The organism is Ramlibacter albus (assembly GCF_014297445.1).
GTDB lineage: Bacteria > Pseudomonadota > Gammaproteobacteria > Burkholderiales > Burkholderiaceae_C > Ramlibacter > Ramlibacter albus.
Window position 1 is genome coordinate 23,421 of sequence record NZ_JACORU010000018.1, and the last position, 18,337, is coordinate 41,757.

An 18,337-nucleotide genomic window follows, 5' to 3' on the forward strand; every position below is an offset into this window, starting at 1 on the left:
GCACGGAAAACAAATGTCTAGTAGCATCATCCGCGCGGGGGAAGCACGAATGGACGACGAGGAAGCCGCGGTACGCGCGGCGTGGCTCTATTACATGGAGGGCCTCACGCAGGACCGCGTGGCAGGCCGGCTGGGCACCACGCGCCTGCGCGTGAACCGCCTGCTGGGCGAGGCGCGCACGAGCGGGCTGGTGGGCATCACCATCAACTCGCGGCTGGCAAGCTGCCTGGCCCTGGAGGACGAACTCAAGCGCGCCTGGGGGCTGGCGGATGCGGTGATCGTGCCGACGCCGCAGGACGCGGCGCAGTTGCCGCTGCAGCTCGGGCGCGCCACCGGCGAGTTCCTCTCGCGGCACCTGGAGACGCACCGCGTGCGCCGCATCGGCGTGGGCTGGGGCGCGACGCTGCGCGAGACCATCCGCTTCGTGAAGGCGGGCCAATGGCCGCAGCTGCACGTGAGCTCGATGATGGGCGGGCTGACGCATGGCCTGGAGATCAACACGTTCGAGACCGCCAGCGCGCTCGCGGCGCGGCTGGGCGCGAGCTGCAGCTACCTCGCGGCGCCGCTGTATGCGGGCTCGCCGAAGTCGCGCGACCTGCTGGTGGCGCAGGACGTGTTCAAGGAGTCGTTCGCGGGGATGGCGGCCAACGACGTCGCGCTGCTGAGCGTGGGCGATTTGAGCGACAAGTCGCTGCTGATCCGGTACGGGCTGCCGCGGGACGTGACCGTGGCGAGCCTGAAGCGCGCGCATGCGGTCGGCGACATCCTCGGGCGGTTCATCGACGCGGACGGCCGGCCGGTGGACCACCCCCTCAGCCAGCGTGCGATCTCGCCGCCGCTGGAGACGCTGGCGAAGATACCGACGGTGATCGTCACCTCCGGGGGCGACAACAAGGCGGGCGTGATCGCGGCGGTGCTGCGCGGGAAACTGGCGTCGGTGCTGGTGTGCGACGAGAAGACGGCGGCGGGGGCGTTGAAGCTGGCTGGCGGGTAGGCAGACATGGATGCCGGGTCGAGCCCGGCATGACAGCTCTCAGAACTTCCCGTGGCGTCCCTCGCCCGACGCGAAGCGCGTCGCGCCCTGCAAACCGTCCGCGATGCGGTGCTTGCTGCGCTGCCACTCCGTCACCAGCGCGCGCTGGAACGGCTGGTCCCATTGCTCGTAGGCGTTCATGCGGTCGGCGAGCATCGTGGCCTGCGGAAACTTCGTGAGCTGCTGCGCGAGCTCGAGGGCGGCCTCGCGCACCGAGCCCTTGGGCACGACGCGGTTCGCAAGGCCCATCTGCAACGCCTCGGCCGACTCCACCTTGCGGCCCGTGAGGATCAGGTCGAGCGCGCGTGAGAGCCCGACCAGCCGCGGCAACCGCACCGTGCCGCCGTCGATCAGTGGCACGCCGAAGCGGCGGCAGTAGACGCCGAAATACGCGTCTTCCTCCATCACGCGCATGTCGCACCACAGGGCCAGCTCCATGCCGCCGGCCACGGCGGCGCCGCTCACTGCTGCAATGACGGGCTTGGAAAGCAGCAGGCGCGAGGGGCCCATCGGCCCCAGCGGGTTCTCGTCGAGTTCGTCGAAGTCCAGCTGCGAAATGGCCGGCACGCCGCCCTCGCTTTGCGCCATGCGCGCACCATATTGCAGGTCCCAGCCGGCGCAGAAGTGCCCGTTTGCGCCGTGGAACACCGCCACGCGCGCATCGGCGTCCGCGTCGAACGCGAGGAACGCCCGGTACAAGGCCCGCGCGGTCTCCGCGTCCACGGCATTGCGCACATCGGGGCGGTCGAGTGTCACGACCGTGACCGCGCCGAGCTTGTCCACCGTCACGGCTGGCGTTTCCATGCCCGGCATTACACCCGAAACCACCGCCACCGGTCGAGTTCGCGACAGCCATTACGGGGCAACCCTGTATTTGATCCGGCCCCTCGCCGATATAACGAAAGCCCCCTACTTCGAGGCAACGCGTGCAATTCCTCCAACTGTTGATCAGCGGCGTGGCGCAGGGCTGCATCTACGGCCTGATCGCGCTGGGCTTCGTGCTGATCTACAAGGCCACCGAGACGGTGAGCTTCGCGCAGGGCGAACTCATGATGCTCGGCTCGTTCTTCGGCTTGGCGGCCATGACGATGATGGGCTTCCCCTTCTGGGTGGCGGTGATCAGCGCCATCGCCGCCATGGCGCTGTTCGGGCTGCTGCTGGAAACGATCGTCATCCGCCCGATCCTGGGGCAGCCGGCTTTCTCGATCGTGATGCTCACGGTGGGCATCGGCTACGTGGCGCGCGGCCTCATCACGATGATCCCGGGCATCGGCACCGACACGCACACGCTGCCCGTGCCGTACAAGGACCAGGTGTGGAACGCCGGCGGCCTCGTGCTCAACGTGGAGCAGATGGTGGTGATCGGGGCGACCACGGCCTTGTGCGCGCTGCTCTATGTCGTCTTCAAGTACAGCAAGGTCGGCATCGCGATGCAGGCCGCGTCGCAGAACCAGCTGGCGGCCTATTACATGGGCATCCCGGTGAAGCGGCTCAACAGCGTCGTGTGGGGGCTCGCCGCATCCGTCGCGGCAATCGCCGGGCTGCTGCTGGCGCCGATCACGTTCGTGCACGCGAACATGGGCTTCATCGGGTTGAAGGCTTTCCCCGCGGCGGTGGTGGGTGGCTTCGGCAGCTTGCCCGGCGCGATCGTCGGCGGGCTGGTGATCGGCACCGTGGAATCGCTCTCGGGCTTCTACCTGCCTGAAGGGTTCAAGGACGTTGCCGCGTACGTGGTCGTGTTGATCATGCTGATGGTCAAGCCCAACGGTCTCTTCGGCGAGAAGCTCCGGAAGAAGGTATGAGATTCATCTTCAAGACCGACTACGACCAGGACATCCGCCTGGCCAAGCATGGTGGCCACGTCTTCTGGTACGGCCTGCTCGGTGTGGTGCTGCTGGCCGCGCCCTGGGTGTTCGGGCAGTACGCGCTGTCGCAGCTCACGTTCGTGCTGATCTACTCCATCGTCGGGCTGGGGCTGATGCTGCTGGCCGGCTTCACGGGGCTCTTCTCGCTCGGGCACGCGGCTTTCCTCGGCGTGGGCGCGTACACGCAGGCGTACTTCACGTCCAAGGGCATGCCGTTCCCGCTGGCGATGGTGGTCGCGACGGTGCTGTCTGCGGCAGTGGGCATCGTGGTGGGGCTGCCGGCGCTGCGCGTCAAGGGCATCTACCTCGGCATGGCCACGCTGGCGTTCGGCTTCATCGTGGAGGAAGTGCTGGCGCGCTGGGAGTCGGTGACCAAGGGCAATGCCGGCATGAGCGTGAGCAAGCCCTCGATGTTCGGCTGGAGCCTGTCCAGCGACACCGAGTTCTACTACCTGTGCCTTGTGGTCACGGCAGCCGCCACGCTCGCGATCCTCAACCTGCTGCGCTCGCCGACGGGCCGCGCCTTCGTCGCGATCCGCGACAGCGAGATCTCCGCGCAGAGCATGGGCATCCACCTCGCGCGCTACAAGACGCTGTCGTTCGCGCTCTCCGCCGCGCTCGCGGGGCTGGGCGGCTCGCTCTACGCGCACAAGCTGTCCTTCATCTCGCCGGACCAGTTCAACATCCTGCAGTCGATCGACCTGCTGCTGATGGTGGTCATCGGCGGGCTCGGCTCGGTGCACGGCGCCTTCCTGGGCGCGATCTTCATCATCTCGATGCCGCAGCTGATCGCGGTGGTGAAGGACTACCTGCCACCCACCATCGGCCAGGCCGCGGGCCTGCAGGCCGTGGTGTACGGCAGCGTGCTCATCGCCTTCGTGATGTTCGAGCCGATGGGCATCTACGGCCGCTGGCTGAAGATGCGCACCTACCTGCAGCTCTTCCCGTTCTACCGCAAGGGCTTGTTCAAGCGGCAGAAGTCCTTCCAGAAATCGGACCGGTTGAAATGACGACCCCCACGCTTGCCACTTCGTGTGCTGCGCTGCCCCCCGAGGGGGCTCGGGGCTGCCTTGGGGCGGCCCTGCGGAGCCCCGCATGAACGACCCCCTGCTCACCGCGAAGAACATCAGCGTGCGCTTCGGCGGCGTGCTGGCCGTCAACGACGTCAGCTTCGACGTGAAGCGCGGCGAGGTGTTCACCCTCATCGGCCCCAACGGCGCGGGCAAGACGACGGTGTTCAACCTCATCAGCCGCATCTACAACCCCACGCAGGGCAGCATCACATACGAGGGCGAAGAGCTCACGGCCCTGCCACCGCACCGTATCGCGCGCGTGGGCATCGCCCGCACCTTCCAGAACATCGAGCTGTTCGAGCACGCCACCGTGCTGCACAACCTGCTGATCGGCCGCCATACGCACCGCAGCACGGGGCTGTTCGCCGAGATGTTCTTCACCGGCAAGGTGCGCGCGGCCGAACGCGCGCACCGCGAGAAGGTGGAACAGGTGATCGACCTGCTGAACCTGCAGAAGGCACGCGACCTGCTCGTGGCCGGCCTGCCGTACGGCGTGCGCAAGGTGGTGGAGCTGGCGCGGGCACTGTGCACGGAGCCCAAGCTGCTGCTGCTGGACGAGCCCTCCTCCGGCCTGAACGTGGAAGAGACCGACGACATGGCGTTCTGGATCCAGGACATCAAGCACGAGCTGGGCGTCACCGTGCTGATGGTGGAGCACGACATGACGCTGGTCTCCAAGGTGAGCGACCGCGTGCTCGCCATGAACCAGGGCGAGGTGATCGCAATGGGCACGCCGCGCGAAGTGCAGTCGCACCCGGCGGTGATCGAGGCTTACCTCGGCACCGTCGACGACGTGTCGTCGCTGCGCAGGGAGTTGGCGGCATGACGACGAACCCTCCCGCGGTGTCGGACCAGCCGGTTCTGAAGCTGCTCAACGTCGAGAGCGCCTACGGCCCGATCAAGGCCATCCGCGGCGTGAGCCTGCAGGTGCGGCGCGGCGAGATCGCCACCGTGCTGGGTTCCAACGGCGCGGGCAAGACCACCATCCTCAAGACGATCAGCGGCATCATCGACCCGCGCAAGGGCAGCATCGAGTTCAAGGGCGAGGAGATCACCGCCAACGACCCGGCGCACATCGTGCAGCAGGGGCTGGTGCACGTGCCCGAGGGGCGCGAGGTGTTCCCGCTGCTGTCGGTGCACGACAACCTGCTGATGGGCGCCTACACGCGCAAGGACCGCGACGGTGTCGCGCAGGACATGGAGGCGGTGTACCGCTACTTCCCCATCCTGAAGGAGCGCGCCTCGCAGGACGCCGGCCTGCTCTCCGGCGGGCAGCAGCAGATGCTGGCGATCTCGCGCGCCATCATGGCCGCCCCCGACCTGATCCTCCTCGACGAACCGAGCCTCGGCTTGAGTCCCAAGCTCACGAAGGAAATCTTCGAGATCGTGGTGCGCATCAACCGCGAGCGCGGCACCACCATCCTGCTCGTGGAGCAGAACGCCAACATGGCGCTCAACGCCAGCGACTACGGCTACGTGCTGGAGAACGGCCGCATCGTGATGGAAGACACCTGCGCGCGGCTGCGCGAGAAGGAAGACATCAAGGAGTTCTACCTGGGCATGAAGGAGGCGGGCGTGCGCGGCGACCGCCGCTGGAAGAAGAAGAAGACGTGGAGGTAGCGCGATGAGTAACCTTTGGGAAGCGGGCGAGATCACCAACACGGCGGGCGAGCAGGGCGTGCCGGGCGACACGGTGCCCAAGATGTTCTGGAACGGCGTGGGCAAGCGCGGCGCGAAGGTATGCATGCGCCAGAAGGTGCTGGGCATCTGGCGCAGCTGGAGCTGGGACGATGTGGGCACGATCGTGTCCGAGGTTGCAGGCGGCCTGATGGCGCTGGGCTTCAACGAGCGCGAGACAGCGTCGATCCTCTCCAACACGCGCGCGGAGTGGGCCTGGGCGGACCTCGCGATCCTCTCGTGCAACGGCGTGACGAACGGCATCTATCCCACCGACGCCGCTTCGCAGGTGCACTACCTGTGCGAGGACTCCGGCACGCACTTCCTGTTCGTGGAAGACGAGGAGCAGCTCGACAAGGCGCTGGAGATCCGCGAGCAGCTGCCGCAACTGCGCAAGGTGATCGTCTTCGACATGAAGGGCCTGCGCGACCTCGACGACCCCGACGTCCTCAGCCTCGAGAAGCTGCGCGAGCTGGGGCGCGAGTTCAATGCGAAGAACCCCGGCGAGATGAAGCGGCGTGTGGAGGCGAGCAAGCCACAGAACCTGGCGCTGCTGGTCTACACCTCCGGCACCACGGGCAAGCCCAAGGGCGCGATGCACAGCCACGCGGGCATCGTGTACCAGCTGGCCGCCTACCCCGACCTGATCCCGGCGGAAGAAGGCGGCGACCGCATGTGCTTCCTGCCGCTGTGCCACATCGCCGAGCGCATGTTCGGCGAGTACGTGCCGCTGTACGTGGGCATCACCATCAACTTCGTCGAGAACCCCGAGACGGTGCCCGAGGACGTGCGTGAGATCCAGCCGACGGTGCTGTTCGCCGTGCCGCGCGTGTGGGAGAAGTTCTATTCGGGCGTGATGATCGGCATCAAGGAAGCGAGCCGGTTGCAGCAGGCGGCCTACGCGTGGGGCATCAGCGTGGGCCTGCAGATCGCGGAGAAGACGCTTGCGGGTGAGCCGGTGGATGGGTTCCTGAAATTCAAGTTCCGCGTTGCGCGAGCGATTGCGCTCGATAACGTGCGCAAGCTGGTCGGCATCAACCGCGCGCGTTTCCTGCTCACGGGCGCCGCGCCGATCTCACCCGACCTCGTGAAGTGGTACATGGCGCTGGGCGTGCCGATGCTGGAAGCGTGGGGCATGACCGAGACCTGCGGCGGCAGCACCTGCGTGCCGCCCACCAAGCTGAAGATCGGCAGCATCGGCCCTGCGGGCAACCACAACCAGATGCGCATCGACCCCGAGACGGGCGAGATCCAGGTGAAGGGGCCCAACATCTTCATGGGGTACTTGAACCAGCCCGAGAAGACGAAGGAGACCTTCACCGAGGACGGCTGGCTGCGCACCGGCGACGTGGGCGCGGTGGACGCGGACGGCTTCTACCGCATCACCGACCGCATGAAGGACATCATCATCACGGCGGGCGGCAAGAACATCACGCCGAGCGAATTCGAGAACGAGCTGAAGTTCTCGCCGTACATCACCGACGCGGTGGTCATCGGCGACCGGCGCCCGTACCTCACGGTCATCATCATGATCGACCAGGAGAACGTCGAGAAGTTCGCGCAGGACCACGACGTGCCCTTCTCCAACTATGCGAGCCTTACGCGCGCCCCGGAGGTGCAGGCGCTGATCCAGCAGGAGATCGACAGGGTGAACAAGAAGTTCGCCCGCGTGGAGCAGGTCAAGAAGTTCTTCCTGCTCGACACGCAGCTCTCCGCGGAAGACGAGGAGCTGACGCCGACGATGAAGCTGAAACGGCAACTCGTCCAGAAGAAATACCTGCCGCAGATTGAAGCGATGTATTCGTAGCTACCCTAGGTCCGTCGCATCCGCGACCAGCAGTCGCGTAAGTGAATGTGACGGCCGGCGCATCCCGAAAGAATCCGGGCTCCCCCCGACATCCATTCCTTCCGGAGACGTCATGAAGCTGAAACTCGCCTTCCTTGCAGTACTGGCCAGCTGCGGCCTCGCCCACGCCCAGAGCCCCGCGCCGGGCGTGACCAAGAACGAGATCGTGCTGGGCACCATCCAGGACCTCTCCGGCCCGCTCGCCGCCTACGGCAAGCAGATCCGCATGGGCATGCAGATGCGCGTGGAAGAGGCTAACGAGCTCGGCGGCGTGGGCGGCCGCAAGATCAAGCTGCTCGTCGAGGACGACGGCTACGACCCGCGCAAGGCCGTGCTCGCCGCGCAGAAGATGATGGCGCAGGACAACGGTATCTTCGCGATGGTGGGCCACCTGGGCACCGCGCAGAACATCGCGGCGCTGCCTTCGCAGATGGAGAAGAACGTCATCAACTTCTTCCCCATCGCGGCCGCGCGCGAAATGTACGAGCCGCTGCACAAGCTCAAGTTCGCCAACGCGTCCACCTACTACGACCAGATGCGCATCGGCGCCGTGCGCATGGTGAAGGACCGCAACATCGCGCGCGCCTGCATCATCTACCAGGACGACGACTTCGGCCTCGAAGTGCTCAAGGGCACCGAGGACGGCCTGAAGACCATCGGCAAGCAGCTCACCGAGAAGACCAGCTACAAGCGCGGCGCCACCGACTTCTCCTCGCAGGTCGCGAAGATGAAGGCGGCCAACTGCGAGCTGGTGGTGCTGGGCACCATCATCCGCGAGACCGTGGGCACGATGGCCGAAGCGAAGAAGAACGGCTTCAACCCCGTGTTCCTCGGCTCGAGCGCCGTCTACACCGACCTCATCCCGAAACTGGGCGGCAAGCTCGCGGACGGCCTGTACGCCACGATGACGGCGCAGCACCCGTACCTCGACGCCGCCGAGCAGCCGGTGCGCTTCTGGGCCAACAAGTACAAGACCAAGTACAACGAGGAGCCGACGGTGTTCTCCGTGTACGGCTACGGCGCGATGGACGCGTTCGTGAAGACCGCCTTCAAGACCGGCCCGCAGCTGACGACCGATACCTTCGTCAGGACGCTGGAGGGCATGACCTTCAACCGCGACATGTTCGGTACCGCCGAACTCACGTTTAGCGCCACCAAGCACCTGGGCAACCAGTTCTCCCGCCTGTCGCAGGTGCAGGACGGCCGCTGGAAGGTGGTGTCCGACTACGTCGCCTTCTCCGGCCTCAAGCCGGTGCAGAAGAAGGACGGCAAGTGGGTGGTCGAATCCGAGTTCTTCCGGGACGGCGCGAGTCACTAAGGGTTAAACCTTCCTTGACACTGCGGGCCGCCCGCGAAGAATGCCCTGTGCCTCATTGCACAAGGAGTGTTCGCGAATGAAAACACGGCTCGCCCTCTTCGCCACCCTCGCCTTCGCAGCGGGGGCCCTCCACGCCCAGTCGCAGGGCGTCACCAAGAACGAGATCCTGATCGGCAGCATCCAGGACCTGTCGGGTCCGGTTGCCGCCTACGGCAAGCACTACCGGCAGGGCATGCTGCTGCGCGTGGACGAGCTCAACGAGCAGCAAGGCGGCATCAACGGCCGCAAGCTGCGCGTGCTGGTCGAGGACAACGGCTACGACCCCAAGCGCGCGGTGCTGGCGACGCAGAAACTCGTGAACCAGGACAAGGTATTCGCGATCGTGGGGCACATCGGCACGGCGATGAACAACGCGTCGATGCCGATCCAGTTCGAGAAGAACGTCATCAACTTCTTCCCGCTCACGGCGGCGCGCGAGATGTACGAGCCCTTCCACAAGCTCAAGTTCTCCGCGGGTACCAGCTATTACGACCAGGTGCGCACGACGCTGCCCAAGCTGGCCAAGGAGAAGAACGCGAAGAAGGTCTGCGCGCTTTACCAGGACGACGACTTCGGCCTCGAAGTGCTGCGCGGCGCGGAGGACGGTGCGAAGGCCGCCGGCATGACCGTGGCGGAGAAGACCACCTACAAGCGCGGTGCCACCGACTTCTCGTCGCAGGTGGCCAGGCTCAAGTCGTCCAACTGCGACATGGTGGTGCTGGGCACCATCATCCGCGAGACCATCGGCACCATCGCCGAAGGGCGCAAGACCGGCTACAACCCCACGTGGCTGGGCACCAGCGCCGCGTACACCGACCTCATCCACAAGCTGGGCGGCAAGGCGGTGGAAGGTCTGTACGCCGGCATGTCGGTGCAGCACCCGTACCTCGATGAAGCCTCGCAGCCCATCCGCTTCTGGGCGCAGAAGTACGTGACCAAGTACGGCGAGGAGCCCAGCGTGTTCTCGGTGTACGGCTACACCTCGACCGACGCGTTCATCCGTGCCGCGCAGAAGGCCGGCACCAATCTCACCACGGAGAGCTTCATCAAGGCGATGGAGTCCATCGTGTTGCCGCCGGACATGTTCGGCTCGGCGGAAGGCAAGTTCGGGCCCAACAAGCACTTCGGCACCGACCAGAGCCGGCTGTCGCAGATCGTGGATGGGAAGTGGAAGGTGATTGCTGATTACGGCAAGCACTGAAAAACAACAGCCGATACTTCTGTCTCGGGCGGGTGACTGAGCTCACCCGCCACGAGTGAATCAAGCGCTTCTTGCCGCAAACCGGCGGGGCCGCCTGTTAGAACTAACAGTGCACAGCTCGCCCCAATGAAGTTAACGTCCCACCCGGATCGAAACCGAGGGGGGACCTACCGATGCCGACGATGCTTCTGGCGCGCATTCGCGCGTTCATGAGCAGTACCGTGGCTGCGCTTCTTGCAGTTGCGTTTTTCTTCTTGCCTTCGCTGCCGGCGCATGCGTCCGGGCAAGTGGAGATTCTTTCGAAGTGCCCCGCGTCCTGGTGGGCGGCGTCGCAGCGGTTCACCGCGAGTTGCACCAAGGAAGCCGCGTGCATCAAGTACAGCGGCACGCGCACCTTCCAAGGCATCTACGTGGCGATGTCGGGCAACCAGTACTGCGAGTACACCGACGGGTACAGGGTGACCCTGAGCGGCCTGTACCCGGAGCGCGGCGACATCTCCTGCCCGGCGAACGCGACGCTCAGCTACACGACCTGGGGGCAGTACCCCGTGTGCACCTGCGACGACCCGTACTTCACGGTCGACGGGATCAGTTGCACGACGCCTACGCCGCGCACCGTTGCATCGAACGGTGGAAGGACCGTCAAGGTCGGCGACGGGCCGGTGGTCTTCGCGGCCAAGGTGATGCAGGGCACGCCCAAGGCTGGGGTGATGGTGCTGCTGTACCCGCATGCGGGCAACTTCGGCGGCTTCACCTTCGAGAGTACGCCGTATACGGATGCGAACGGGGAGGTGCGCATCAAGTATTCGTCGACGTGGGACCTGGTGGGCGCGACACGCGAGGCGGTGCTGTCCATCGCCTGTGAAGGCTGCACGAACCGCGCTTTGGTCAAGATGACGGTACTCGGCAGGCCTGCCTTGCAGGCGCAGATGTGCCACCGCACCGAATTCCCGATCGAGCTCACGAGCGGGACGAAACTGCTGGAAGAAGCCGACTTGCAGGATGCAGCGCTGCATCCGCTGGAGTTCACGCGGCACTATGCGAGCCGCTGGGACGAGCTGCCTGCGGCGGGCCTTGGAACGCACTGGAGCCATAACCACGCGCACCGCGTGGCGCTGGGAACCGAGTGGCGCACGGTCCTCTTCGGTGACGGGACATCGAGCCGTTTCCGCAATGCAGCCGTCCCTGCCGGCGCAGTCGCGAACTGGTCCTGCCCCTCCGGCGTGGACTGCCCGCCGCCAGCTGTAGTGACCTCAGCGCCTGCCACTTGGCAGGCCGACGGCAACGCGGACTCGATGACCGACGAGGGCGATCGCATCGTCGTGAGGCGCCTGCACGACGGAACCGTTTACGAGTTCGAGAAGGCCACTGGGCGCCTGCTGGTGATGCGTGGCAGCAACGGCTGGGCCTATACCTACGGTTATACGGGCGGCCAGCTTGCGCGCGTGAGCAATGCGTTTGGCAGGTCGATGACGTTCGACTGGGATGCGGCCGGGCGGCTCGTTCGTGTCGTCGGGGCGGACGGCAACAGCGTGTCTTTCGGCTTCGACAGCGCCGCACGCCTGGCGCAGGCGACGCACAGTATGGGCACGAGCCGGGCGTACCTCTATGAGGACACCCGCTGGCCGAACGCTGTGACAGGTCTCGTGGACGAGCGCAGCCAACGGTGGGGCAACTACGCGTACGACGCGAGCGGCCGGGCAGCGGTGAGTGAACTGGCGAGCGGCGTGCACCGGCGCAGCGTGGCCTATGGCGAGCAGTCCACTGCCGTCAGCGATGCGCTCGGCACCACGCGCACCTACCAGTACTCGCGGATGACAGGCGCGGCCAGCGGTTTGGCGCTCACGCAGTCGAGCACGCTGGGCGTCGCAGGCGAGAGCGTTGCGCAGCGCACGCTGGACGTCAACAGCCTTGTGGTGAGCGAAACCGACTTCCTCGGCATCACGACCCTCTTCACCTGGGATGGGACGCGCCGCCTGCAGACGGCGCAGACCCGCGCTGCCAACCGGCCCGAAGCGCAGACGACGCAGACCGAGTGGCATCCGACGCTGCGTCGGCCTGTGCGCGTAACGGAGCCGGGTCGCACGTCAGAGTCGACTTGGGACGCCCTGGGCAACCTGCTCACTCGTACCGTGACCGACACCGCAACAGGCGAAGTGCGCACGTGGCGCTGGACCTACGCCGCGAACAACCTGCCCACGTCCATGACCGACTCGGAAGGCGCCACCTGGCAGTACGCGTACGACAGCTTGGGCAACCGCATTCGCGAGAAAGACCCGCTCGGGCTGGAAACGGTCTACACGCATGACGCGGGCGGCCGCGTGCTGACACAGACCGACCCCAGCGGCCTCGTCACGCGCTACACCTATGACGGTCGCGGCCGATTGCTCACTCAGGTGCGCGGCAGCGACTCAAGCAGCTTCACATACACACTCACGGGGCAACTCGCCAGCGCCACGCTGCCGAACGGCTACCAGGTGCAGTACACGTACGACGCCGCGCAGCGCCTCGTGGGTGCCACGGACAACCAGGGTGGCGTCATCGCGTATACCTTGGATGCCGAAGGCAATGCCGTGCGGCAGGACGTCAAGGATGCCGCTGGCAACATTGCGCTGACGACCTCACGCGTCATCAATGCGCTGAACCAGGTGGTTGCCATCCAAGGCGCCGCCGGTCAAAACACCCAGCTGTCTTACGACGCCAATGGCGAGCGCGTTGCGCAGACCGACCCGCTGAACCAGACGACGCGGCAGTCGCTCGACGGCCTGCGCCGGATCTCCTCCACGACATTTGCAGACAACGAGTCGGCCTTGCAGTCGTGGAACGCGCTGGACCAGCTCACCGAGGTGACCGACCCGAAGAAGGTCAAGACCTCGTACGCCGTGAACGCGTTCGGCGAAGTCACGCGCGAGAGCAGCCCGGACATCGGCACGGTCACCTTGAAGCGGGATCGCCGGGGCGACGTGGTCGAAAGCCGCGACGCGAAAGGACAGGTCACCCAGATTGAGCGCGATGTGCTCGGGCGTCCCGTTGTGATCCGCTACCACGCGCGCAGCACGGTGCGCATCACTTACGACACCGCTGGCTTCATCTCCAAGATCGAAGACAGCTCGGGCCGCACCTTGTACACGCGGGACTTGCATGGCCGCGTGCTGGACAAGACGACCTTCACAAACGACAACCCCAGCAATCCGAGCTCCTACCGAGTTGCCTACAGCTACACGAACGGTGACCTCACCGGGATGGTGTACCCCAGCGGCCTGAAGGTGATGTTCAAGCGCACGGCCGGGCGCATCACCGGTATCGACGTGCTGGAGCCTGGCAAGAGCAAGGCGTGGGTGACCCTCGTCAGCAACCTGAAGCACACGCCGCTCGGCCAGCCGAAATCGTGGGACTGGTTCAACGGCGCGAAGGCGAACCGCACCTTCGACCAGGACAGTCGCATGACCTCCAACGAGTTCGCGCGCTACTCGTACGACGCGGCCGGAAGGATGGTCGGAATCACCCAGGACTTGTGGGCGAGCCGCAGCGTGGTCGTCGGCACGACAACCGTCTCCGAGCTGTACACCGTGCCAATCACGTGGACGGCAGGCTACGACCGGCGTAACCGGCTCACGAGCTTCGAGCGCGCGGGCGCGAAGAGTGTCTACACCTACGACCCCAACTCGAACCGGCTCACCGCGATCGAGACGCAGGGCAGCGACGTGGACCTCGAAGGCACGTTTGATGCGCCGAACCTCGCCCAAAGCGCGAACCAGACGCTGAAGATCGACCCGGGCAGCAACAGGTTGCTCGGGTTCAGGCAGACGCTGACGAAGATGCTGAACGATCAAATTCTTTCCGCGACGGACTCGACGGTCAATTACAGCGTCGACGAGAACGGGGCAATGACCAACGATGGGCTGCGCAACTTCGTTTACGACGACGTGGGTCGCCTCGCGCAAGTTCAGATTCAGAAAAACGGAGAGGCTGCCGCTGTTCGATACCTCTACAACGGGCTTGGACAGCGTGTGTTCAAGAGTGAGCCTGAGGTGGTGCAAACGCTTCCGAGTGAGGATGCGCTCGGCAACACGTTTGTGAACTGGTTGCGCAAGAACTTCGGGTGGTTGTTCGCCAGAGGTAATGGCGCCAAGTCCACGCTCGGCAAGTCGTTCGTTTACGGAGACGGCGCAATCCCGAGTTGGGCGGTGGTCGGCGAGTACGACAACGGGACCGCTGAATCAAGGGGCAATACAGAGTACATCTGGCTCCCAACGGCCGAGGGCGCCATGCCAGTGGGCTTCTACAAGAACGGAAAGCTGTACGCAGTTCACACTGATCATCTCGGAACCCCGCGGCAGGTCAGGGATGCGACCCGTCTAGTGGTCTGGCAGTGGTCGTACAGTGGATTCGGCGCCAACACGCCTGCCGGAATACTCGCCTTTACAGTCGGAAGCGGGCTGCGGGCTACGCTGCCTGCTGTCGAACTCAATCTAAGGTTCGACGGCCAGTATTTCGATTCAGAGTCCGGACTCATCGCAAACGACTTTCGTCCCTATGACGCTCGAGTCCGGGGCGGGTACATCCAACCTGACCCCGTGGGGCTCGATGGCGGACTGAATCGCTACCCGTACGCGGGATCAAATCCGCACGAATTCAATGACCCCCTTGGGCTCACACGACGGGGCGGCTCGCTCCAGTCGTATCAGCAGAACCTTCTCAACGCACAAGCGCGCGTCCTGATTCGAGAGTTGGGCAGCTATGGCTACTCCTACACTTCGATCTCTGCACCAAACAGTGGCTACTCGGCACAAAATATCGCGCAGCTATCCACCATCCTCCGAACACTTCAATCGGCGCAGCAGTGTCGCAGGTACGGTGTCAATGCGCCTCCGGTGAGAATTCAGGGCCAATGGACGAATCGGGATCTCCTGGACGGCTTGCGCGGCGTGCCGCCCCGGAGTCTGGGTCGGCCGGACCTCCATCACGCAGACCAGATGCCAGGCTCCGCGATTCACGAGGTCTTGCCATCGGTCCATCGGGGGAACACGACGCTGCACCCGAACACGTTCAACCAAGGAGTAACCCCTGAAATGCGCAACCAGGACCGGCAACTTCATTGGTGGTACAGGGCGCAGGAACAAGGCGCGCATCAAAAATTCCCCGGAATGCTCTACGATTAGCACATGAACTTGCAAGAGTTCCGAACCTTCGACGCTGAGGCCCGACGCGCCAAACCCAAGCTATTCATGCTGCCGGCTTCTGAGCCGCGGGCAAGCGATGCCGATATCGTGCTTGTCGAGTCCGAGATCGGTGTGCGCCTGCCGGAAAGTTACCGAGAGTTTCTCAAGGAGTTCGGCGGCGGAGACTTTGGGCTTGTGACAGTTCTGTCCGCGAATTCGGACAGTGAGTGGTACCTGCCATTCAAGATGAGCGAGTACGGCTCGTATCTGCCAGGAGGCGTGATACCGTTTTGTGATGACTTCACCGGTGGGCTCTATGTCTTCAAGCATGACGGAGTCCGTGGTCAAGAGCGGGTGCACTATTGGACCCACGAGACGGGCGTGACAGAGACCGAGTTCGACAACGTCTTCGGTTTTCTGGCTCGGTTTGGTTACGGCGATAGCTAAGCGCAAGATGACGAAGATTCCGAAAAGTTTCGAAGCCGTTTTGCGACTGCAGGGCCCCAAACGATTCGAGCACTTCGTGAAGGTCGTCGCTGATCGCGAGCAGGCTTGGGGACTCTTTCAAGACGGGTGGGCACTCGCGGCTGACGATGAAGGCTTCTCAGTGTTTCCGCTTTGGCCGGCTGCCGAGTATGCAGAACTTTGCGCGAGAGATGAGTGGAGGAACTATGCCCCCAAGCCTGTATCTGTCGAGGTTCTGATGGGAGAGCTCCTCCCACGTCTCGAGAGGGAAAAGGTACTGCCTGGCGTCTTCTACACCCCTGAGAACAAGGGTGTGACGATCAGGTCGGAAGAGCTTGCGGCGGCGCTCGAAGCAGAGTTGTCGAAGTATTAGAAGTGCACTGAGTTCCTCTTCCCGAGCTTGGCAGCGGCACTGTGCGTGCTCCAAACCCGAAGGCGCAGCCCGCCGTGGCACCCCTCGTGTAACCTCCGGGCCAATGACCGGCCCCAACCCCCTCAAAGACCCCGAACTCGAATTCAAGTCGCTGCTGGTCCTTGTCCTGGCCGCGACCCTGCTTTTCGCGCTCATCCTCTGGCCCTTCTTCGGCGCCGTCTGCTGGGCCGTATTCATCGCCATCGTGTTCTGGCCACTGCAGCAGCGCGTGCTGCGCAACGCGCGGGGCCGCCGCAGCATGGCCGCGCTGGCGACGCTGATGATCGTGCTCATCATCGTGATCCTGCCGCTGTCGCTGGTGGCCGCCACGGTCGCGGATGAGGCATCGGTAGTGGTGGCCAAGCTGCGCTCGGGCGAGCTCAACCCGGCCGAGTACTTCGCCCGCATCGTGCAGGCGCTGCCTGCATGGGCACAGGCCATCGTGCAACGGTTGGGCATCACGGAGTTCGGCCTGCTGCAGCAGAAGGTGCTGGCGGCGCTGGGTACGAGCGGGCAGGCGCTGACGGCGCGGGCGTTCAGCATCGGGCAGGTCACGCTGGACTTCCTCGTGGGCTTCTTCGTGATGCTGTATGTGCTGTTCTTCATGCTGCGCGACGGCGACACGCTGTCGCAGGCAATCGCCAAACGCATGCCACTGCGGCAGGAACACACGGACCGGCTGCTCACGCAGTTCGCCACGGTCGTGCGCGCGACCGTGAAGGGCAACGTGCTGGTCGCGCTGGTGCAGGGTGCGCTCGGCGCGCTGGCCTTCCTCGTGCTGGGCGTGACGGGTGCCGTGCTCTGGGGCGCGGTGATGGCGCTGCTGTCGCTGCTGCCTGCCGTAGGTGCCGCACTCGTGTGGGGGCCCGTGGCGCTCTACTTCGTCGTCACCGGTTCCCTGGTCAAGGGCATCGGCCTCACCGTGTGGGGCGTGCTGGTGATCGGCCTCGTGGACAACGTGCTGCGGCCCATCCTGGTCGGCAAGGACACCCGCATGCCCGACTACCTGGTACTCATCGCCACTCTGGGCGGCCTGGCGGTGTTCGGGTTGAACGGGTTCGTGATCGGGCCGGTGATCGCGGCCGTGTTCCTGGTCAGCTGGGACATGCTGGCCAGCGCACGCCAGGAACGAATTTAGCAAACAGTCGTTTGTTATACTGCGCGGCATGGCCACCGCGCGCTCACCCCATGCCGACAGCCGCCTGCCCCGCGTGCTCGACGAAGCCGCGCGCCTGTTCCGCACGAAGGGCTACGAGGCCACGTCGGTGCGCGACATCGCCAAGGCGGCGGGCATCCTGCCCGGCTCGCTGTACTCGCACTTCGCCACCAAGGAAGACCTGCTCGCCGCCGTGTACCTGCGCGGTGTGGAGCAGGTGACCGTGGCGGTGCAAGCCGCCATCGACAGGCATGACGACCCGTGGGACCGGCTGGAGGCAGCGTGCATCGCGCACCTCGAAGCCATCCTGCGCGACGACGACTACGCCCAGGTGGTGGTGCGCGTGCGCCCGTCCGACGGCGGCAGCGCGCAACCGCGCCTCGTGGAACTGCGCAACCGCTACGAGTCGCTGTGGGTGGACCTGGTGAAGGCCCTGCCGCTCGCACGCGGCACAGACCGTGGTGCGTATCGGCTGATGCTGGTCGGCGCATTGAACTACTCGCAGACTTGGTACCGCGCGGATGGCCGCCTGAACCCGCGCGCCCTCGCCCGCAAATTCATTGGCTTGCTCAAGCAGTCGCAGGAGGAAATGTCATGACCCCCACGCTCCACACTACGTGTTCCGCTGCCCCCAGAGGGGGCGTCGGCCTCCTTCGGGCGGCCGTGCGGAGGCCGGCATGATCCCGAAAGTCCTCGTCACCAAGATCGGCTTCGACGGCCACGACCGCGGCAGCCGCATCGTCGCGGCCGGCCTGCGCGACGCCGGCATGGAAGTGATCTACACGCCGCCGTGGCAGGAGATCGCCGCGGTGGTGAAGCTGGCGATGGAGGAAGACGTCGACGTGATTGGCATCTCCTCGCTCGCCACCGACCACCTGATCGTGCCCAAGCTGATGACCGCGCTCACGCAGGCCGGCATCGGCGACGTGGGCGTGGTGGTGGGCGGCATCGTGCCGGACGCCGACGAGCAGATGCTGCTGGAGGCCGGCGTGGCGCGCGTGTTCCACCCCGGCTCGACGATGGCCGAGATCGCCGCCTTCGTGCGCGAGCTGGCGCAGCAGGTGCGCGCGCAGCGGCAGGACGCGTGAAG

The 18,337-nt window shown here is 65.1% G+C and carries 15 protein-coding genes; 14 read left to right on the plus strand and 1 reads right to left on the minus strand.

Features of this window, described 5'->3' with window-relative positions; genetic code table 11:
* The first annotated feature begins 13 nt into the window (after positions 1 to 13).
* Entirely contained in the window at positions 14 to 994 is a 981-nt protein-coding gene (locus H8R02_RS28735; RefSeq protein WP_187085269.1) for a sugar-binding transcriptional regulator, read from the plus strand.
* A gap of 39 nt (positions 995 to 1,033) precedes the next feature.
* On the opposite strand, the gene H8R02_RS28740 is transcribed toward H8R02_RS28735, so the two are convergent.
* Complete coding sequence (locus H8R02_RS28740) at positions 1,034 to 1,837, minus strand: crotonase/enoyl-CoA hydratase family protein (protein ID WP_187085270.1); 804 nt, start codon at positions 1,835 to 1,837, stop codon at positions 1,034 to 1,036.
* Between the two features lie 122 nt (positions 1,838 to 1,959).
* On the opposite strand from H8R02_RS28740, the gene H8R02_RS28745 reads away from it, so the two are divergent.
* The 13 genes from H8R02_RS28745 to H8R02_RS28805 all read left to right on the plus strand — a co-directional run bounded on the left by H8R02_RS28745 (position 1,960) and on the right by H8R02_RS28805 (position 18,335).
* Positions 1,960 to 2,835 (plus strand): branched-chain amino acid ABC transporter permease, encoded by an 876-nt coding sequence (locus tag H8R02_RS28745; protein ID WP_187085271.1) that lies wholly within the window; start codon positions 1,960 to 1,962, stop codon positions 2,833 to 2,835.
* On the plus strand, positions 2,832 to 3,908 hold the full coding sequence (locus tag H8R02_RS28750; RefSeq protein ID WP_187085272.1) for a branched-chain amino acid ABC transporter permease: 1,077 nt from the start codon (positions 2,832 to 2,834) through the stop codon (positions 3,906 to 3,908). The genes H8R02_RS28745 and H8R02_RS28750 overlap by 4 nt, the downstream gene beginning before the upstream one ends.
* An 85-nt stretch (positions 3,909 to 3,993) precedes the next feature.
* On the plus strand, positions 3,994 to 4,797 hold the full coding sequence (locus H8R02_RS28755) for an ABC transporter ATP-binding protein (RefSeq protein ID WP_187085273.1): 804 nt from the start codon (positions 3,994 to 3,996) through the stop codon (positions 4,795 to 4,797).
* Entirely contained in the window at positions 4,794 to 5,591 is a 798-nt protein-coding gene (locus H8R02_RS28760) for an ABC transporter ATP-binding protein (protein ID WP_187085274.1), read from the plus strand. The genes H8R02_RS28755 and H8R02_RS28760 overlap by 4 nt, the downstream gene beginning before the upstream one ends.
* Positions 5,592 to 5,595: 4 nt before the next feature.
* A complete protein-coding gene (locus tag H8R02_RS28765) occupies positions 5,596 to 7,455 on the plus strand; it encodes an AMP-dependent synthetase/ligase (RefSeq protein WP_187085275.1) in 1,860 nt (619 codons plus the stop codon).
* Positions 7,456 to 7,567: 112 nt separating this feature from the next.
* A complete protein-coding gene (locus tag H8R02_RS28770; RefSeq protein ID WP_187085276.1) occupies positions 7,568 to 8,812 on the plus strand; it encodes an ABC transporter substrate-binding protein in 1,245 nt (414 codons plus the stop codon).
* A gap of 76 nt (positions 8,813 to 8,888) precedes the next feature.
* Positions 8,889 to 10,052 carry an ABC transporter substrate-binding protein gene (locus H8R02_RS28775; RefSeq protein ID WP_187085277.1) on the plus strand — a complete coding sequence of 388 codons (1,164 nt, stop codon included), beginning with the start codon at positions 8,889 to 8,891 and terminating at the stop codon, positions 10,050 to 10,052.
* A gap of 173 nt (positions 10,053 to 10,225) precedes the next feature.
* Positions 10,226 to 15,214: an RHS repeat-associated core domain-containing protein gene (locus H8R02_RS28780; RefSeq protein WP_187085278.1), complete on the plus strand. Its 4,989-nt coding sequence runs from the start codon at positions 10,226 to 10,228 to the stop codon at positions 15,212 to 15,214.
* 3 nt (positions 15,215 to 15,217) lie between these two features.
* Positions 15,218 to 15,661 carry an SMI1/KNR4 family protein gene (locus H8R02_RS28785; RefSeq protein ID WP_187085279.1) on the plus strand — a complete coding sequence of 148 codons (444 nt, stop codon included), beginning with the start codon at positions 15,218 to 15,220 and terminating at the stop codon, positions 15,659 to 15,661.
* A gap of 7 nt (positions 15,662 to 15,668) precedes the next feature.
* Positions 15,669 to 16,052 carry a DUF2750 domain-containing protein gene (locus tag H8R02_RS28790; protein WP_187085280.1) on the plus strand — a complete coding sequence of 128 codons (384 nt, stop codon included), beginning with the start codon at positions 15,669 to 15,671 and terminating at the stop codon, positions 16,050 to 16,052.
* A gap of 103 nt (positions 16,053 to 16,155) precedes the next feature.
* On the plus strand, positions 16,156 to 17,229 hold the full coding sequence (locus H8R02_RS28795; RefSeq protein ID WP_187085281.1) for an AI-2E family transporter: 1,074 nt from the start codon (positions 16,156 to 16,158) through the stop codon (positions 17,227 to 17,229).
* 28 nt (positions 17,230 to 17,257) lie between these two features.
* Entirely contained in the window at positions 17,258 to 17,845 is a 588-nt protein-coding gene (locus tag H8R02_RS28800; protein WP_187085282.1) for a TetR/AcrR family transcriptional regulator, read from the plus strand.
* Between the two features lie 79 nt (positions 17,846 to 17,924).
* The gene (locus H8R02_RS28805) at positions 17,925 to 18,335 is read left to right on the plus strand and encodes a cobalamin B12-binding domain-containing protein (protein WP_187085283.1); all 411 of its coding nucleotides are present in this window, start codon (positions 17,925 to 17,927) and stop codon (positions 18,333 to 18,335) included.
* Positions 18,336 to 18,337 lie beyond the last annotated feature (2 nt).